Origin of the sequence: Bacillus sp. FSL W8-0183 (genome assembly GCF_038006825.1) — a bacterium.
Classification (GTDB): Bacteria; Bacillota; Bacilli; order Bacillales; family Bacillaceae; genus Bacillus; species Bacillus altitudinis.
The window spans coordinates 2,345,168-2,360,972 of record NZ_JBBOVY010000001.1; the positions used below are offsets into that span (position 1 = coordinate 2,345,168).

Below are 15,805 nucleotides of genomic sequence, written 5' to 3' on the forward strand. Positions count from 1 at the left end.
TTAGGTTATCCTTTCGGTTTAAAGATAAGTGCAATGATAAATGAAAATAAAATCGCAGCTGATATTCCAGCAGAGGTTAACTCAAAAATCCCAATTCCGATTCCAATAAATCCGTGGACATCGGCCTGATGCATCGCCCCATGAAGCAAGCTATGACCAAAGCTTACGATAGGGACGGTAGCACCCGCTCCTGCAAATTCAATAAATTTATCATAAATACCAAACCCGTCTAAAATCGTCCCCGCCACAACAAAGGTCGTCATGACATGTGCTGGTGTGAGTTTCAGTACATCAAGTAAAAGCTGGCCGATCACGCAAATCAGTCCGCCTGCAACAAAAGCAATCAAATAATCCATTAGCTTTCTCCTCCTACACGCTCAAATACAACTCCGTGCGCAATGGTTGGAATGGTCTCTTTTTGCTGAACCATCATTGGGCTGAGAAGCGCCCCGGTTGCTACAACCAATACTCTTTGCAAATTCCCTGCTTTCATTTCTTGAAAGATGTGACTGAATGTCACGACAGCTGAGCAGGCACAGCCGCTGCCTCCAGCGAATACATTTTGATCAGGTGTGTATATGATTAATCCGCAATCATCATGCTTCCGCCCAAGCTGAATGCCATCTTCTTTCAGAAGATCCTTTAAAATAGGCGATCCAATTCCAGATAGATCTCCTGTTAGGATGAGATCATAATCATCTACTGTTCTTCCTAAGTCTTCTAAATGTTGTTTGATTGTGTCTGCCGCTGCAGGCGCCATAGCCGAACCCATATCGAATGGATCTGTAATCCCAAGATCCATCACCCGTCCGACGGTGGCACTTGTAATTTGAATTTGGGAAGGTTCTTGGCTGATGACGACAGCACCGCTCCCTGTCACTGTACTTGTGGCTGTATCTGGTTTTTGCCCGCCATATTCTGTTGGATTACGAAATTGCCGCTCTGCCGTCGCATTGTGACTGCTTGTCGCAGCAAGTGCTCTATTGGCAAACCCACCATCTATTAACGCTGAGGCAATGGCGACTGATTCCATAGATGTGGAGCAGGCACCAAATAAACAAAGAAACGGGATTTTGAGTTCTCTTGCCACATAGTTGGCTGTCACGTTTTGGTTCAGTAAATCTCCTGCCAGCAGAAGGTCAATATCACTTTTTTGCAAATTCGCTTTTGATAAGGCCATTGATATGGCATCATCCATGAGCTGCCTTTCAGCCATTTCCCAGTTCTTTTGATAACAGTGCATTTCATCATAGGTTTTATCAATGAGATGACCGATTGGGCCTTCTTTTTCTTTCGGTCCTGCTGCTGTTCCTTCCGCATTCACATAAAGCTTGTGTTCAAATACCCAAGATTGCTTACCTGTTAGTTTCACGTTTTATTCCTCCTACGAAAACATCTTTTCCAAGACGTATCGAATAATCCCTACGACATATGCCGAGACGACACCAAACACAATGACGTTCCCAGCTAGTTTAAACATGTTGGTCGCTACACCTAACACAAGCCCTTCACTTTTATGCTCAAGAGCCGCACTTGTCATGCTATTTGCAAATCCTGTCACCGGGACAGCTGATCCCGCTCCAGCAAACTGGCCGATTTTATCGTAAATACCAATACCAGTTAAAATAGAAGAAATTAAAATAAGGGTCGCCACCGTTGGATTCCCTGCTGTCTTCTCATTAAAATCAAAAAAAGTAATATAGAAATTTTGCAATCCCTCGCCTATCGCACAAATCAAACCGCCGACAAGAAAAGCCTTGATGCAGTTCAGTACATAAGGAGGTTTCGGCTGATACGTTTTCACTTTAGATGGATAGTTCTCTTTTAAACTTGACACGTGTTGTTCCCTCCACATTTTTAAATATAAATAAGCCAATGAAATAGCGAGCCAAACACCTTTCCTAAGACGATGGCCATGAGTAGCAGCACAATTTTCCCGTCCATTCCAATTCTTTTCGTTAAGATAGGAAGTACATTTAACACTTCAGTGAGTGCGGCAGCAAGCATGCCGACAAAAATGCCAGATAAAAGACCGATCGGTAGCGCCAGCCATTTGGATAAATGCAAATGGACTTGACTTAAAGTAGCCCAGCCGCCAACGACCGCTCCACTTATCACGGCAGCCTCATATCCTTGAATAAAACGCTGCGTTTTCGTTAATTGCATTAATCGAGGGATAATACCAAGCACTGTGAGAAACGCCACAAATCCTGCCCCTACCGTTAAACCGCCGCCGAGCCCAACAAGCACCACAAAAAGCCATTTACCGATCATGGATATCTTTCAATGTTTCTTTGTTTTCATTGAGTGCGACATAATGATCAAGATCGAGCTGATATTTAAACATTTCCACTTCAAGCGGGCTTGGCTCTTCGTTTAAACGCTTTTTAAACACATGATTGAAAAATAAAATCATGCCAAAACCGAGTCCAAAGCTATATGGAATTTGTAATAAATACGGATGCTCAACCGTGTTTCCAGTAATCATCTCGTAAAGGCGGATATGAACAAGCCGCATACTAACATCCTCATGGAAATTCATGATGGCAAGGGCCGCTCCGACAAATAAGAGGAGCCATACAAACACGAATAATACGGGGGACAGCTGGCGTTTGCCTGTGTCTATTTCAACAATGGCTTCTGAGCCTCCGACCGTTTGAATGTCGATGTCAGGCCATGTTTTTTTGATCGTTTTGACCACATGCATGATATCTAACACAACGATGTGACGATCCTTTTTGCTGACATGGTATATCGGCATTTTGCTCAGCTTTTGCACAGCACTGTCATCTCCAGTGATTTGGGCGATATCCTCTAAATAAATAAGCTGATCATTACCAGTCTTAATCCGATGGCGCAGCCGAATAAAGATTTGTCCGTCCATCCAAGTCACTTCCTATACGATGGGTTAAAAATAGTATGTGGTGAAAAATGGTTCTCATACTGAAAGAACTTAATTTACCGGTAATTACCACACAAAAAAAGCCAGCCGAATTGGCTAGCTGTCCTTTTGATCCATTTGCATTTGAATTTGTTTTAAAATTTTCTTTTCAAGCCGTGAGACTTGCACTTGGGAAATTCCGAGTCTTTCTGCTACTTCTGATTGTGTTTGGTCTTTATAATACCTTAAATAGACAATCAGTTTCTCACGCTCTTCTAATTCTTTAATCGCCTCTTTTAGCGCAATTTTATCAAACCATCTTTCTTCTGAATGATCGGCAATTTGATCGAGCAACGTAATCGGATCGCCGTCATTTTCATACACGGTTTCATGAATAGATGATGGTGAGCGGACCGCTTCTTGAGCAAGGACGACATCCTCAGGTGTGATGTCCAGATATTCAGCGATTTCCTGAACAGTCGGCATTCTTCCATGAGATTTAGACAATTCGTCCCTTGCCCGCCTGATTTTATTTCCAAGTTCCTTTAAAGACCTGCTGACTTTGACGGTTCCATCATCACGAATGAAACGCTGAATTTCACCAATGATCATTGGAACGGCATACGTCGAAAACTTCACATCATAAGACAAATCAAATTTATCAACAGATTTCAGCAGGCCAATACAACCTATTTGGAATAGATCATCTGGTTCATATCCTCTATTTAAAAAGCGCTGAACAACGGACCAAACAAGACGCATGTTTTTTTCTACGAGGAGGTCTCTTGCTTGTTGATCTCCGTCTTGGCTTTTTTTGATGAGCTGTTTCACTTCATCATTAGACAGCTGTGCTTTTTTTGCTTGCTTTTTTACCTCCACATCCATATGAGCAGCTCCTTAATTACAAAGCGCTTTGCTTTTTGATAGATGCTTTGTTAAGCGGATCGTTGTGCCCATTTCTGGAGATGAGTCCACCATGACATCATCCATAAAGTTCTCCATGATCGTAAAGCCCATCCCGGAGCGCTCTAAGTCTGGTTTCGTCGTAAAAAGCGGCTGCCTTGCTTCCTCAAGATCTGAAATGCCCATACCTTCGTCTCGAATCGTCAGATACACAATATGGTCATCCAGCGTGACGCTAATGTGCACCTTGCCGTCTGGATTCCCGTCATACCCGTGAATGATCGAGTTCGTGACCGCCTCTGATACAACGGTTTTGATTTCTGTTAGCTCATCTAATGTTGGATCAAGCTGAGCGATGAATGCTGCCACCGTTACTCTCGCAAAAGATTCGTTTTGACTTAAAGCAGAAAAAGTCAGATTCATTTCATTTGTCATGATGCCACCCCCAATGTTTGCAGCGCAGTTTGCTCTGAAGGCTCCATACGAATAATTTTAAACAAGCCGGACATATCAAATAAGCGGTTCACCGCTGGCGAGATCGCACAGACGACCATTTCACCGCCAAGTTGTTTAATTTCTTTGTATCTTCCTAAAATCACTCCGAGCCCAGAGCTGTCCATAAACGATAAATCAGCTAAATTCAGCACAATGTGGCGAATGTCCTCTGTTTCCAAATAATTCGTTACCTTTTGTCTCAATGTCTCTGCGGAGTGATGATCAAGCTCCCCTGTCAACCGAATGCAAAGTACGCTCTCTTTTATTTGAAAATCAATACCAAGGCTCATCTTTTCTTCCTCCTTGCTCTATTTTCGGATAAAGAATGTTTCTCTTTCTTCACATGCAAATCCTTCACCATGACAAAACTAGTGATCATTCGTCACATTTAGATGTTCTTTTCGTTCAAAGCAAAAAAGACTGCCAGTTGCAGCAGTCTTTCACCTTTTACTTCCATTTAACAAATTCGGCCATAGCCCGTTTGAAGAACGTCCAAACACCGGCTTTTTCCATATCTTCTTTCGCTTCAACAGGACTTTCATGAAGCACTTTTCCATCTTTTTTCAAGATGATGGTGCCAAGTTTCGTTCCTTTTGAAAATGGAGCTGTGACATCTTGAGTTAATTTAATTTCTTTTTTGATCTGATCGACATTTTCGCCTTTTTTCGTTAGAAGAGAAATCTGTTCAGACGTGACAAGCTGAATTTTTTTCTTTTTCCCTTTGCTCACTTTGATCTCTGCTACATCTTGACCACGCTTGTACAGAGGATGCGTTGTATATTGACTAAAGGCGTAATCCAGCATTTTGACGACTTGGGCGTTTCTGTCTTTTGGTGTGCTTGCGCCGAATACAACAGCAATCACGCGCATGTTGCCTTTTTTAGCAGATGCAGTTAGACAGTATTTCGCCTCGCCTGTAAACCCTGTTTTCACCCCATCCACACCTGGATAAAATTTAATGAGACGGTTTGTATTCACAAGCCAGAATTTTTTATCCGTGTTCTGACGAAGATAGTCTTCGTATACACCTGTGAACTTGGTGATCTCTTCATATTTCAACAGCTCTTTCGCCATTTTCGCCATATCATGAGCCGTGCTGTAATGATCTTTTTCAGGAAGTCCTGTTGGATTTTGAAAGACCGTTGAGGTGAGCCCAAGCTCTTTTGCCTTTTTGTTCATTTGCTCAACAAACTGTTCTTCAGATCCAGCAATATGTTCTGCCATGGCAACTGAAGCATCGTTTCCTGACGCAATCGCAATGCCTTTTAGCATGTCTTTAACCGTCATTTCTTCTCCCGGTTCAAGGAAAATTTGTGAGCCTCCCATAGATGCTGCATGATCGCTCGTTCTTACTTTATCAGTCATTTTTAATTTCCCTTGATCCATCGCTTCCATGATGAGAAGCATCGTCATGATTTTGGTCATACTTGCAGGGGCAAGTTTTTCATCACTGTTTTTGTTGTAAAGCACTTTTCCCGTGTCACGTTCCATTAAAATTGCTGATTTGGCTTCATGCGCCAATTCTGATGTTTGTTTTTCTCCTGGCTTTTCAATCTTTTCTTTTGCCATCGCTGATGGTGAAACCATTGAGATAAGGATCATTAAAGTAAACAATGCACATATATGACGTTTCAAGTGGCAGACCTCCATTATCGTAATCCTTTCTATTTTTTCCTCATAAAGGCCGTTTTATTCAGAGATCGTTTGATTGCCATAAAAAAAAGCCCTCTGTTTATGAACAGAAGGCTTTTTCACACGATCTATGAGAGTTGTTTGATAACATCTTTCACTAAATCAAGGAAACTTGCTTTCACTTTTTCCGTCACTTCGATCACTTCATCATGAGAAAGCGGCTGATCTAAAATACCTGAAGCCGCATTAGAGATGCATGAAATACCAAGTACTTTTATGCCTGCATGACGTGCCACAATCACTTCTGGCACAGTCGACATACCGACTGCATCAGCGCCTAGCGTTCTGAGGAAACGAACCTCTGCCGGTGTTTCATATGAAGGGCCTGTCATTCCTGCATAAACCCCTTGCTGCACAGATATGCCTAAATGTTTAGCCGTTTTCTCTGCAAGTGCCAACAAATCTTTATCATACGGTGCAGACATATCAGGGAAACGAACCCCTTGACTGTCGTTTGGTCCAATTAACGGATTGGTTCCCATCATATTGATATGATCTGTAATCAACATAAGATCGCCAGGATGGAAGGACGTATTCACACCGCCCGCTGCATTTGTCACAATACATGTCTCAATGCCGATTTCTTTCATCACACGGACAGGAAATGTCACCTGCTTCATATCATACCCTTCATAGTAATGGAAACGTCCTTGCATGGCACAAACGACCGTGCCTTTCAGCGTTCCAATGACGAGCTGGCCTGCATGCCCTTCTACTGTTGAAACAGGGAATCCAGGAATATCTTCATATTTCAATTTGATTGGATTTTCAATCTCATCTGCTAAAATGCCAAGACCTGAACCTAAAATCAATCCAACTGTTGGTACATATGTCGATGCTTGTTTAATATATGCCGCCGCTTCTGAAAACTGTGCTCCCACGTGATTTCCCCCTATTTGAGTTTAGATAAAAAGCTCGTTCCGTATTTTGGCAGCGTTGATTTGAAATTATCTGCTACCGTTGCCCCAAGATCAGCAAATGTTTTCGCTGTTGGCAGCTCATTCGCTTCTTGATGCTTTTTGCTGTAAGCAATAAGCGGAACGTATTCTCTTGTATGATCTGTTCCGTGATGAACCGGGTCATTTCCGTGATCTGCTGTGATCACAAGCAGATCATCCTCTTTTAATAGATCAAACACTTCAGGTAGACGTGCGTCAAATTCCTCTAGTGCCTTACCGTAGCCTTCTGGATCTCTTCTATGTCCATAAAGCGCATCAAAGTCGACAAGATTTAAGAAGCTCAGCCCAGTAAAGTCTGTTTTCAGCGTCTCCACTAGCTTGTCCATTCCATCCATGTTGGATTTCGTTCTGAGTGAAGAGGTGATTCCTTCACCATCATAAATATCAGAGATTTTTCCGATCGCAATGACATCAAGTCCATCATCTTTCAATTCATTCATGACGGTACGGTCGAATGGTTTTAATGCATAGTCATGACGATTTGGTGTTCTAACAAATGCCCCCGGCTCTCCGACAAATGGACGAGCGATGATGCGCCCTACCATATATTTTTCATCTAAAGTCAGTTCACGTGCGATTTCGCAAATGCGGTAAAGTTCGTCTAATGGCACAACTTCTTCGTGTGCAGCAATTTGCAGCACAGAATCTGCTGAAGTATAAACGATTAAATCGCCTGTTTTCATGTGCTCTTCGCCAAGCTCATCTAGAATTTCTGTACCAGACGCTGGTTTATTTCCAATGATGCCGCGCCCTGTTTTTTCTTTTAATTCATTTAACAGTTCATCTGGAAAGCCGTCTGGAAAGACTTTAAATGGTGTGTCGATGTACAGACCCATGATTTCCCAATGCCCTGTCATTGTGTCTTTACCGTTGGATGCTTCTTGCATTTTCCCATAATACGCAAGCGGTTTTTCGTCCGCTGGAATTCCTTTAATTTCTTTAATATGACTTAGCCCAAGCTTCGCCATATTCGGCATATGAAGCCCGTTCATTTTTTCAGCAATATGTCCAAGTGTATCTGCACCTACATCATTAAAATCAGCAGCATCAGGTGCTTCCCCGATCCCTACTGAATCCATCACAATGAGGAAAATACGTTTATACTGATAATCAGGCATAAAAAAGCGCCTCCTTCAATATTCTTGTCCTTTCACCTTTCACAACTGGAGAGGTCAGACATCTCAAGTATAAACCGTTTTCAAGTCAATTGACAACCATAAACGGTCCAAACATAAAAAAGCATGATACACGTTCACCGTGCCATGCTTTACTTATGCCCTTGGATGGAATTTGTGATACACGTCTTTTAATCTTGTTTTTGTGACATGTGTGTAAATTTGTGTAGTAGAAATATCGGCATGTCCGAGCATTTCCTGTACGGCTCTAAGATCCGCACCGTTTTCAAGCAAATGTGTCGCAAATGAATGTCTGAGCGTATGAGGCGTCAGTTCTTTTTGAATACCTGCTTCTATGGCTCGTTTCTTTAAGTTCTTCCAAAAGCCCTGCCGCGACATTTTTTTTCCGTGATGATTCAGAAACAAGGCATCGGCCGGCTGTTTTTTGAGCAGCTTGTTTCTGCCTTTTTCTATATACACTTCAATCGCACTTGCAGCAGCTTCACCAATAGGCACGATTCGCTCTTTTCTTCCTTTTCCAAAACAGCGGATAAACCCCATGGTCAGATGCACATCTGCAAGAGTCAGATCAAGCATTTCACTTACGCGAATACCTGTTGCATATAAAAGTTCGAGCATGGCTTTGTCACGGTAGTCAAATGGTGTTTGCTGCTTAGGTGTATCGAGCAGCTTTTCTACCTCATCTAATGATAGAACTTTCGGTAATTTCCGCTCTGTTTTTTGTGATTCAATGTTCCATGACGGGTCATCTGTTGTCACTTTTTCACGGAGCAAAAATTGATGAAAGGAGCGTATCGATGATAGATGACGGACGGACGTTTTACTCGATTTCCCCTCGTCTTTTAACTGTTTTAAATAATGAATAATATGAAGGCGTGTGACGTCTTTTACATCTGTCAATTGTTCATGCGTCATTAAAAAAGACAAATAGTTCTGTAAATCTCTTTTATAAGAGACAATGGTATTTTCAGAGAGTCCTCTCTCTACTGTCATAAAATGAATAAAGTCGGATAATTGATCCTTCAATGGTTTCTACTCCCCGTTTTGATAAAAATAAATCAATCGATCCTGCCACCTGTCTTGTTTCGGCTGATCCATTTCCATCACTTTTATCGCTGCACCTTCTGGTTTATCATAACGATGATAGCTTTCATATTCTGAATTTATCCATATCATAGCATAATAGAACAGGACGGTAAAACCAGTGAACAAGATAAATACTTTCATTACTTCACCTGTTGTTTTGAGCCATTTTCGCATGTTCTTCATGTCCTTTCTCGTGTTCTCATTACTTCAGCATATGCCAGGTGGGACAAGGAATATACAGCGAACATGCAAAAAACCTTTTCATTTTGAATGAAAAGGTTCCAATTCGGATTATTTGCCGGATTCATCATCATGACACCGGTGGCAAATACCATGGAATGTCAATCTATGATCCTTAATTTTAAATTTCCAGTCGCGTTCAATAATTTCTTCAACATCTTCTAATAAATCATCTTCTATCTCATCGACTGTTCCGCATTCCATACAGACAAGATGGTGATGGAAGTGAGCGGCTCCTTCTTTGCGAAGATCATATCGCGAAACGCCGTCTCCAAAGTTAATTTTATCAACAACTTTCAGTTCAGTAAGCAATTCTAACGTCCGATAAACAGTAGCAAGACCAATTTCAGGAGACTTCTCTTTTACGAGGAGGTATACATCTTCTGCACTTAAATGGTCTTCTTCATTCTCAAGCAGTACTCTTACTGTTGCTTCACGCTGTGGCGTGAGCTTATAGCTGGAAGAATGAAGCTGTTTCTTAATTCGATCAATCCGATTTTCCATTGACTTTCCCTCCTACGCCACATTACTTGATCATTATATCAAATGATGTGCAGAGAGCCAACTATAATCATTTTAAATTGATAAATAAATTGATTATTATTTAATAACGATTATAAAATCATCAAAACAGAACACCTGCCAGCTTTTTCATCAGCATGAATGATAAGTATGATTCAAAAAAGGACGAAAGAGCAGCGAGGGTTAAAATCATCAGTAGAACAGAAGCATACCGGCCAAACCAATGGATTGGCGCTTGACTGATGGTTTTTTTCATAAAAAGCTGACCAATTAAACGAATGGAGAACGCAATCGCACAAGTTCCGATCACTAAATACGCAGGAATGAGCAAGATATTTTGAGGAAGCACCGAGACAAAAGATAGAAAAAAACCGCTAAGCCCCATTTGATTGACCAAAAAACCGACAGTAAACCCAACTACAATCCCTTTTAGAAAGATCATCAGAAAAATAAGCGGCAGGCCAATGATGGAAATTCCGAGTATCCACATGAGACCCAAATATTTCATATGATGCAAAAAGCTTTGCAAAAACATTTCTTTTGATTCTGCTGCTTTCTCATTCGTCAGTTGACCAAAAAATTGATTTAAATAGTAGAATAAATCCTCTTTCTGACTCATTGTCATACTATTGACGATAATGGCTCCAAAAATGACGCCCATTAAAAATAGTACAGAAACAAACAAATAAATTGATAAATGATCTTTCACGTGCTGAAGAAGATGTTCTTTCCAAGACTTTTTCCGCATGCGCCTTCCTCCCAAATAGTAAAGGTTACTAGATTCTATGAGAGAGCAGACGAAACATGACAGTTTTATGAAAAGAAAAACGAGAAAGCAACTGTACACTGCTTTCTCGTTTCCTTTATCGTGCAGCTTTTTGTACGTTCACAAGCCCAGCCCCATAATAAAAAGGTTCGCCAAGTTTTGTGGCCGTTTTTGTCAGCCTTTCACGCAATTCATCATTTGTGAGATTCGGATGTTTTGATAGAATGACTGCCGCAGCACCAGCTACATGAGGTGATGCCATAGACGTTCCACTCTTATATCCATATTCGTTATGAGGAATGGTACTTAATGTTGAAACACCTGGTGCTGATACTTCCACTTCCTCCCCAACAGAGGAATCAAAGGCTCTTTGCTTTCGTTGATCCACTGATGCGACTGCCATGACAGAGCTGTATTTGGCCGGGTAATCTATCGTATTAAGTGACCCGTAGCTCCCAGCATTTCCTGCAGATGCGACAATGAGAATCCCGTTGTCATATGCTCGATCGACCGCTTCTTTCAGCGCCTCTGATTCACTTGCTCCCCCCATACTAATATTGATGACATCCATCTCATTCTCAATCGCCCATTCAATGCCTTTAATGATCCAGCTATAGTAGCCGTCACCATTTTCATCTGCCACTTTCACCGCATAGATCGAAGCTTTTGGAGCCACACCAACCACGCCTACCTTATTATCTAATGCTGCGATCGTGCCTGCAACGTGTGTTCCGTGTTCATGCGGGTCAACGAGCGGATCGGACTCTGTTGGAACAAAGCTGACACCACCAGTTACATGTAAATCTTCATGCTTGCCGTCGATTCCACTGTCAAGAACAGCTACTTTGACATTCTGTCCGGCATATCCTCGTTTATGTACCTTTTGTGCTTTAATGCTTTTGATACCATAAGGGACGCTTTGACCGCTTGTTTTTGCTTTTTGGTCTTCCTCAATAAAAGTAACTTCTTTTGCTTGATGTAGTTTTTCTTTTGATGCTTCGTTCAACGAAACTTTCATCATATCTATTTTATCTATTGATTCTTTCACATGACCGCCAGCTTTTTCAACAAGCTGTTTTTGTGTTTTGTCTTGAACGGAAGAAGAAAAACCGATCATATACTCTTTTTTTGCTTGATCCTTTGCAGATACATCTGATGCGCCGAATGTCATCGATGCCAGCAGCATACTTGCCATACAAAGCCCTGCTCCAAATGATTTGACCTTCACGATACCCACTCTCCCTTTCATTTCTTTTTGTCATTTAACTACATTTTTAGACAAAAAGAAACGACCGTTTGTCCTATTTTTTAAAATTTTTCCAATTATTTGATCTACTTGTCACAAAAAAGCAAAATAAAAATGCTTATGATCCTGTTCATAGCGATCATAAGCATTCCTACCTTTATGTTTTTTCATCATATGCTGCAAGGCTTCTTGTTTTGTTTTTGTCTTTCTTTCGTGTGTACTAAAATGCGGTATATTTCCTCTCGATTGTTCTGGATTTCGACTGTGCTGCCTTTGAAGGTGTTCTCTCTTTTTCTTTGCTTTGCTTTTTCCCATTTCGCAAAACCCCTTTCATTGTCGTTATGATACATGAAAGCACCTAAAAAAGATAGACGTATACACGCCTATCTCAAATTGTTGACAAAGGGCTAAAATGTACTTGATTTTAGCCCTTTGTCTTCTTTTCAGCGTGATAGAAAACCTTTGCAGTCTAGGAAGGACAGCTACTTTCACGGAGCGAATTTGACATTCGTGAGCACCGGAGCGCAGGACTGACAAAGAATGCGAGGGTTTGTCTACACGCTGAGATAGACGTATACACGCCTATCTTTCTATTCTCATCATATCAAGATGCGGAATTCCATCCTCATCATAACAATCTGAGACAGCTTCGAAGCCAAACGATTCGTAGAACGATTTCAAATAAGCCTGTGCTTGGATTTTAATCTTTGTTTCGCCTAATTCACTGAGCTTTTTTATCGCCTGATCGAGCAGGATCTTCCCGTAACCTTTTTTCCGGCCGGTCTTCGTCACAAGGACACGGCCAATGGATGCCTCTTTGTACATGATCCCGCTTTGGAAAATGCGGCAATAAGCCACAATCGTGCCGTTCTCTTTGGCGATTACATGCAGCGCCTCTTGATCACGATGATCAATTTCAGAATAAGGACATGTTTGTTCTACAACAAACACATTCACTCTTTCCATTAAAATCAGGTAAAGGTCCTCTTTAGACAGTTGTTCAAATGTGTGACATGTCCATTTAAGTTGATTCATGATTGATATCCACCTTACCGTAGACCCCGCCTCCGCCAGCGATCAGTCCAACTTCACCTCTTCTTGCTTTGATGATGTAATCGGCTGTTTTCTCAGGCAGGACCGCTTTTAATTCTTGTTCTGTTGCTTGATGAAGAATATTCATCTCTGTATGAAAGACAGCTTTTAACTTTTCTAACGTTTTGGCTCCAACACCCGGAATAAATTGAAGGGGAAGCTGGTGAACATAAGGAGGCCTTATTCCTTTGTCACTTTCTTGGTCAGCAAGCTCCTTTAACCGCTCACTCACCCCTTTTGTCATTCGGGTATGGCCGCATGCTTGGCACTGTTCTTGCTCCTGACTGTCAGGTCTTACTCCGCATTTCTCACAAGTCGTATGATAATACTTTCCGAGCCGCGGAGCGAGCCCATAATTTCCAATGATGTTTCTGCCATCTTTTCCTTGAAGCGCTAGCTCGAATTCAGCAAAGGAGGCATGATCCATTCGAATCTTAGTATATTCTCGCGCAATTTTCCCTAAAGAATGGGCATCTGAATTTGTTAAAAAAGGATAACGGTTTAGCTCACTTAACTGGGAGGCCATAGACGTATCACAGCTAAGGCCAAGCTCAACAGCATCAATGAGTTCTGGATCGAATACTTCGGTTAAAGACGTATTGACCCCTTTGCCGTATAAACTTTTATGCGGCGTAAAAATATGGGCAGGAATAAATAATCCCCCTAGTTCCTTCACCTTATGCTGAAGCGTTCTCCCATCCACATATAACCGCTGTGAACTCAAATGCACATTTTTCATATGAAGAGACAGCCATGCGGAAAACTCAGACATTTTACGAAGCGTGGGCATAAAGGCAAGCACATGAATCGGACCTTTTGATTGGTCATCATTGATTTCTAGCTCACTGCCTAAAAGCAAAACGGTCTTTCCAAATGATAAACCGCCATCGGTTAGTTCAGTGTACGTGCCTTCCTCTACACCTTCTATCAGTTCTTCTAGTACTTCGGGAGATTGTGCATCAATGACACCAATCATCCCCATCCCTTTACTTTGAGACGCTTCAATGAGAATTTGGTCAATGGTCAGTGACCTTGCACCTGTAATTTTGACAGCCCTGCCTGTTCTTGTTCGACCAATATGAATATGGATATCTGCAAAGAATTCCCTCATTTTGTAGACTTAAGTACCTCTTGCAATTGTAAGTATTGAATGGCATAGGCTGTTTTTGCATCATAAATATGCTGTTTTTCGATGAGGTGCAGCGCTTCTTCTAATGAAACTTCCATCACTTCGACAAATTCATCCTCATCCAGCTCTCGTTTCTCTTCAAGCGGGACCAGCTGATCGGCAAGGTAGATATGAACAATTTCATCCGCAAACCCTGGTGATGTATAAAAGGCGGTCAGTTTTTGGAGCGCCTGAGTAGTATAGCCTGTCTCTTCTTCCAATTCTCTCAGTGCTGTATGTGCCGGCTCTTCCCCTTTTTCTAGTTTTCCAGCCGGAATCTCAACGATGGCTCTCTCCAGTGCTTTACGGTATTGCTTGACCAAAATGATTTTATTTTCGTCTGTACGTGCAATGACGGCTACTGCACCTGGATGTTTAATGATTTCGCGTTTGCCTGGTTTTCCGTTCGGCAATTCTACATCTTCAAGAACCAAGTCAATGATTTTTCCGTTATATAATGTTTTTGACGATAATGTTTTTTCTTCAAAGTCCTTCAATTTTGTCAGCTCCTCGTTCTACTTTCACTTTTTACTTCATTCATTTTAACATAGATGTTTTAGGAGAAGCCAAAATGCGGATGCCTGCTTCAATGCGCCTTTTGAAATCACCTAGCTTGAATTCCAGAATTGTTTCACTTAATGTGAAAGGATAGGAGTGTGATTGAATTGAAAAAAAGACGAATTGGCACCTCTGATCTCTTGGTTAGTGAGGCGGCACTAGGATGTATGTCCCTTGGGACTGAAAAAGAAAAAGCGCTCTCTTTATTAGATGAAGCCATTGATCTTGGGATTAACTATTTGGATACAGCCGACTTATATGATTTTGGAACAAATGAGGAAATCGTCGGGGAAGCCATTAAGAACAGACGCCAAGATTTGATTTTGGCCACAAAAGGCGGCAACCGCTTTGAAAAAGGCAAACCTGGCTGGGACTGGGATCCTTCAAAAGCATATATAAAAGAGGCAGTGAAACAAAGCCTGAAACGACTTCAAACAGATTATATTGATTTATATCAATTGCATGGCGGCACAATTGACGATCCAATTGACGAAACCATCGAGGCATTTGAAGAATTGGTTGAAGAAGGTGTCATTCGCTATTACGGCATATCGTCAATCCGTCCAAATGTCATTAAAGAATACGCCAAAAAATCAAATATCGTGAGTGTGATGATGCAATATAGTTTACTCGATCGCCGCCCAGAAGAATGGTTTTCTCTTCTTGAAGAACAAAGCATTAGTGTCGTGGCAAGAGGTCCTTTAGCAAAAGGATTATTAACTGAAAAACCCCTTTCGCAAGCAAGTGCGGCGATTCAAAAGAACGGGTATCTTGAATATTCATTTGAAGAGCTCCAGCAAATCATTCCTTCGTTAAAGAAAGTCGCTTATGACCTATCACTGACAGAGCTGTCCATTCAATACTTGCTCAAGCATTCTGCAGTCAGCTCTGTTGTTTTTGGCGCAAGCTCGGTGAAACAGTTAAAAGAAAATGTGGCAGCGGCAAATGCACGTTCATTAAGCGACCAAGAAGTAAAAGCTTTGTCATATTTCACAAAACAGTCTGTGTATGAGACGCATCGTTTGAATCAATAGAAAGCAAAAAGAGATCACATGTATGTG

21 protein-coding genes are annotated in these 15,805 nt (G+C 41.5%); 1 reads left to right on the top strand and 20 read right to left on the bottom strand.

From position 1 onward, the window contains the following. Window positions 1-5: 5 nt before the first annotated feature. The 20 genes from spoVAE to NSQ64_RS12520 all read right to left on the bottom strand — a co-directional run bounded on the left by spoVAE (window position 6) and on the right by NSQ64_RS12520 (window position 14,683). Window positions 6-356: a stage V sporulation protein AE gene (spoVAE, locus tag NSQ64_RS12425; protein ID WP_007501045.1), complete on the bottom strand. Its 351-nt coding sequence runs from the start codon at window positions 354-356 to the stop codon at window positions 6-8. After that, window positions 356-1,372, bottom strand: coding sequence for a stage V sporulation protein AD (gene spoVAD / locus NSQ64_RS12430; RefSeq protein WP_341016763.1), 1,017 nt, complete (start codon window positions 1,370-1,372; stop codon window positions 356-358). Before spoVAD ends, spoVAE begins: the two co-directional genes overlap by 1 nt. 12 nt (window positions 1,373-1,384) lie before the next feature. Next, window positions 1,385-1,837, bottom strand: coding sequence for a stage V sporulation protein AC (spoVAC, locus tag NSQ64_RS12435; RefSeq protein ID WP_024718929.1), 453 nt, complete (start codon window positions 1,835-1,837; stop codon window positions 1,385-1,387). Between the two features lie 20 nt (window positions 1,838-1,857). Further along, window positions 1,858-2,274: a stage V sporulation protein AB gene (locus tag NSQ64_RS12440; RefSeq protein WP_007501049.1), complete on the bottom strand. Its 417-nt coding sequence runs from the start codon at window positions 2,272-2,274 to the stop codon at window positions 1,858-1,860. Next, window positions 2,264-2,884: a stage V sporulation protein AA gene (locus NSQ64_RS12445; RefSeq protein WP_024718931.1), complete on the bottom strand. Its 621-nt coding sequence runs from the start codon at window positions 2,882-2,884 to the stop codon at window positions 2,264-2,266. The genes NSQ64_RS12440 and NSQ64_RS12445 overlap by 11 nt, the downstream gene beginning before the upstream one ends. Before the next feature lie 114 nt (window positions 2,885-2,998). Further along, on the bottom strand, window positions 2,999-3,766 hold the full coding sequence (gene sigF, locus NSQ64_RS12450; RefSeq protein ID WP_007501051.1) for an RNA polymerase sporulation sigma factor SigF: 768 nt from the start codon (window positions 3,764-3,766) through the stop codon (window positions 2,999-3,001). A gap of 12 nt (window positions 3,767-3,778) precedes the next feature. After that, complete coding sequence (gene spoIIAB, locus NSQ64_RS12455) at window positions 3,779-4,219, bottom strand: anti-sigma F factor (RefSeq protein WP_007501052.1); 441 nt, start codon at window positions 4,217-4,219, stop codon at window positions 3,779-3,781. Further along, window positions 4,216-4,569 (bottom strand): anti-sigma F factor antagonist, encoded by a 354-nt coding sequence (gene spoIIAA, locus NSQ64_RS12460; protein ID WP_008344431.1) that lies wholly within the window; start codon window positions 4,567-4,569, stop codon window positions 4,216-4,218. Before spoIIAA ends, spoIIAB begins: the two co-directional genes overlap by 4 nt. Before the next feature lie 157 nt (window positions 4,570-4,726). Beyond that, entirely contained in the window at window positions 4,727-5,881 is a 1,155-nt protein-coding gene (locus NSQ64_RS12465) for a D-alanyl-D-alanine carboxypeptidase family protein (RefSeq protein ID WP_396484708.1), read from the bottom strand. A 158-nt stretch (window positions 5,882-6,039) separates the two neighbouring features. Further along, window positions 6,040-6,852 carry a purine-nucleoside phosphorylase gene (locus NSQ64_RS12470; RefSeq protein ID WP_268382858.1) on the bottom strand — a complete coding sequence of 271 codons (813 nt, stop codon included), beginning with the start codon at window positions 6,850-6,852 and terminating at the stop codon, window positions 6,040-6,042. Window positions 6,853-6,863: 11 nt separating this feature from the next. Beyond that, window positions 6,864-8,048 (bottom strand): phosphopentomutase, encoded by a 1,185-nt coding sequence (gene deoB / locus NSQ64_RS12475; protein ID WP_025207568.1) that lies wholly within the window; start codon window positions 8,046-8,048, stop codon window positions 6,864-6,866. Window positions 8,049-8,201: 153 nt separating this feature from the next. Then, window positions 8,202-9,092, bottom strand: coding sequence for a site-specific tyrosine recombinase XerD (gene xerD, locus NSQ64_RS12480; protein ID WP_007501057.1), 891 nt, complete (start codon window positions 9,090-9,092; stop codon window positions 8,202-8,204). Between the two features lie 6 nt (window positions 9,093-9,098). Further along, window positions 9,099-9,326, bottom strand: coding sequence for a YqzK family protein (locus NSQ64_RS12485; protein ID WP_024718934.1), 228 nt, complete (start codon window positions 9,324-9,326; stop codon window positions 9,099-9,101). A gap of 117 nt (window positions 9,327-9,443) precedes the next feature. Continuing rightward, on the bottom strand, window positions 9,444-9,896 hold the full coding sequence (gene fur, locus NSQ64_RS12490) for a ferric iron uptake transcriptional regulator (protein WP_003215577.1): 453 nt from the start codon (window positions 9,894-9,896) through the stop codon (window positions 9,444-9,446). Between the two features lie 121 nt (window positions 9,897-10,017). Next, entirely contained in the window at window positions 10,018-10,662 is a 645-nt protein-coding gene (gene spoIIM / locus NSQ64_RS12495; protein ID WP_017367532.1) for a stage II sporulation protein M, read from the bottom strand. A gap of 115 nt (window positions 10,663-10,777) precedes the next feature. Further along, on the bottom strand, window positions 10,778-11,908 hold the full coding sequence (locus NSQ64_RS12500; protein ID WP_024718936.1) for a S8 family peptidase: 1,131 nt from the start codon (window positions 11,906-11,908) through the stop codon (window positions 10,778-10,780). Between the two features lie 111 nt (window positions 11,909-12,019). Next, window positions 12,020-12,241, bottom strand: coding sequence for a hypothetical protein (locus tag NSQ64_RS12505; protein ID WP_024718937.1), 222 nt, complete (start codon window positions 12,239-12,241; stop codon window positions 12,020-12,022). Window positions 12,242-12,508: 267 nt separating this feature from the next. Then, window positions 12,509-12,961, bottom strand: a complete 453-nt coding sequence (locus NSQ64_RS12510; protein WP_115139288.1) for a GNAT family N-acetyltransferase — start codon at window positions 12,959-12,961, stop codon at window positions 12,509-12,511. Continuing rightward, window positions 12,948-14,129 carry a TIGR00375 family protein gene (locus tag NSQ64_RS12515; protein ID WP_341016773.1) on the bottom strand — a complete coding sequence of 394 codons (1,182 nt, stop codon included), beginning with the start codon at window positions 14,127-14,129 and terminating at the stop codon, window positions 12,948-12,950. The genes NSQ64_RS12510 and NSQ64_RS12515 overlap by 14 nt, the downstream gene beginning before the upstream one ends. Further along, a complete protein-coding gene (locus NSQ64_RS12520) occupies window positions 14,126-14,683 on the bottom strand; it encodes an NUDIX hydrolase (protein ID WP_024718940.1) in 558 nt (185 codons plus the stop codon). Before NSQ64_RS12520 ends, NSQ64_RS12515 begins: the two co-directional genes overlap by 4 nt. Window positions 14,684-14,851: 168 nt before the next feature. Here NSQ64_RS12520 and NSQ64_RS12525 point away from each other — a divergent pair, with 168 nt between their 5' ends. Beyond that, window positions 14,852-15,778: an aldo/keto reductase gene (locus NSQ64_RS12525; protein ID WP_008343842.1), complete on the top strand. Its 927-nt coding sequence runs from the start codon at window positions 14,852-14,854 to the stop codon at window positions 15,776-15,778. The last annotated feature ends 27 nt before the right edge of the window (window positions 15,779-15,805 follow it).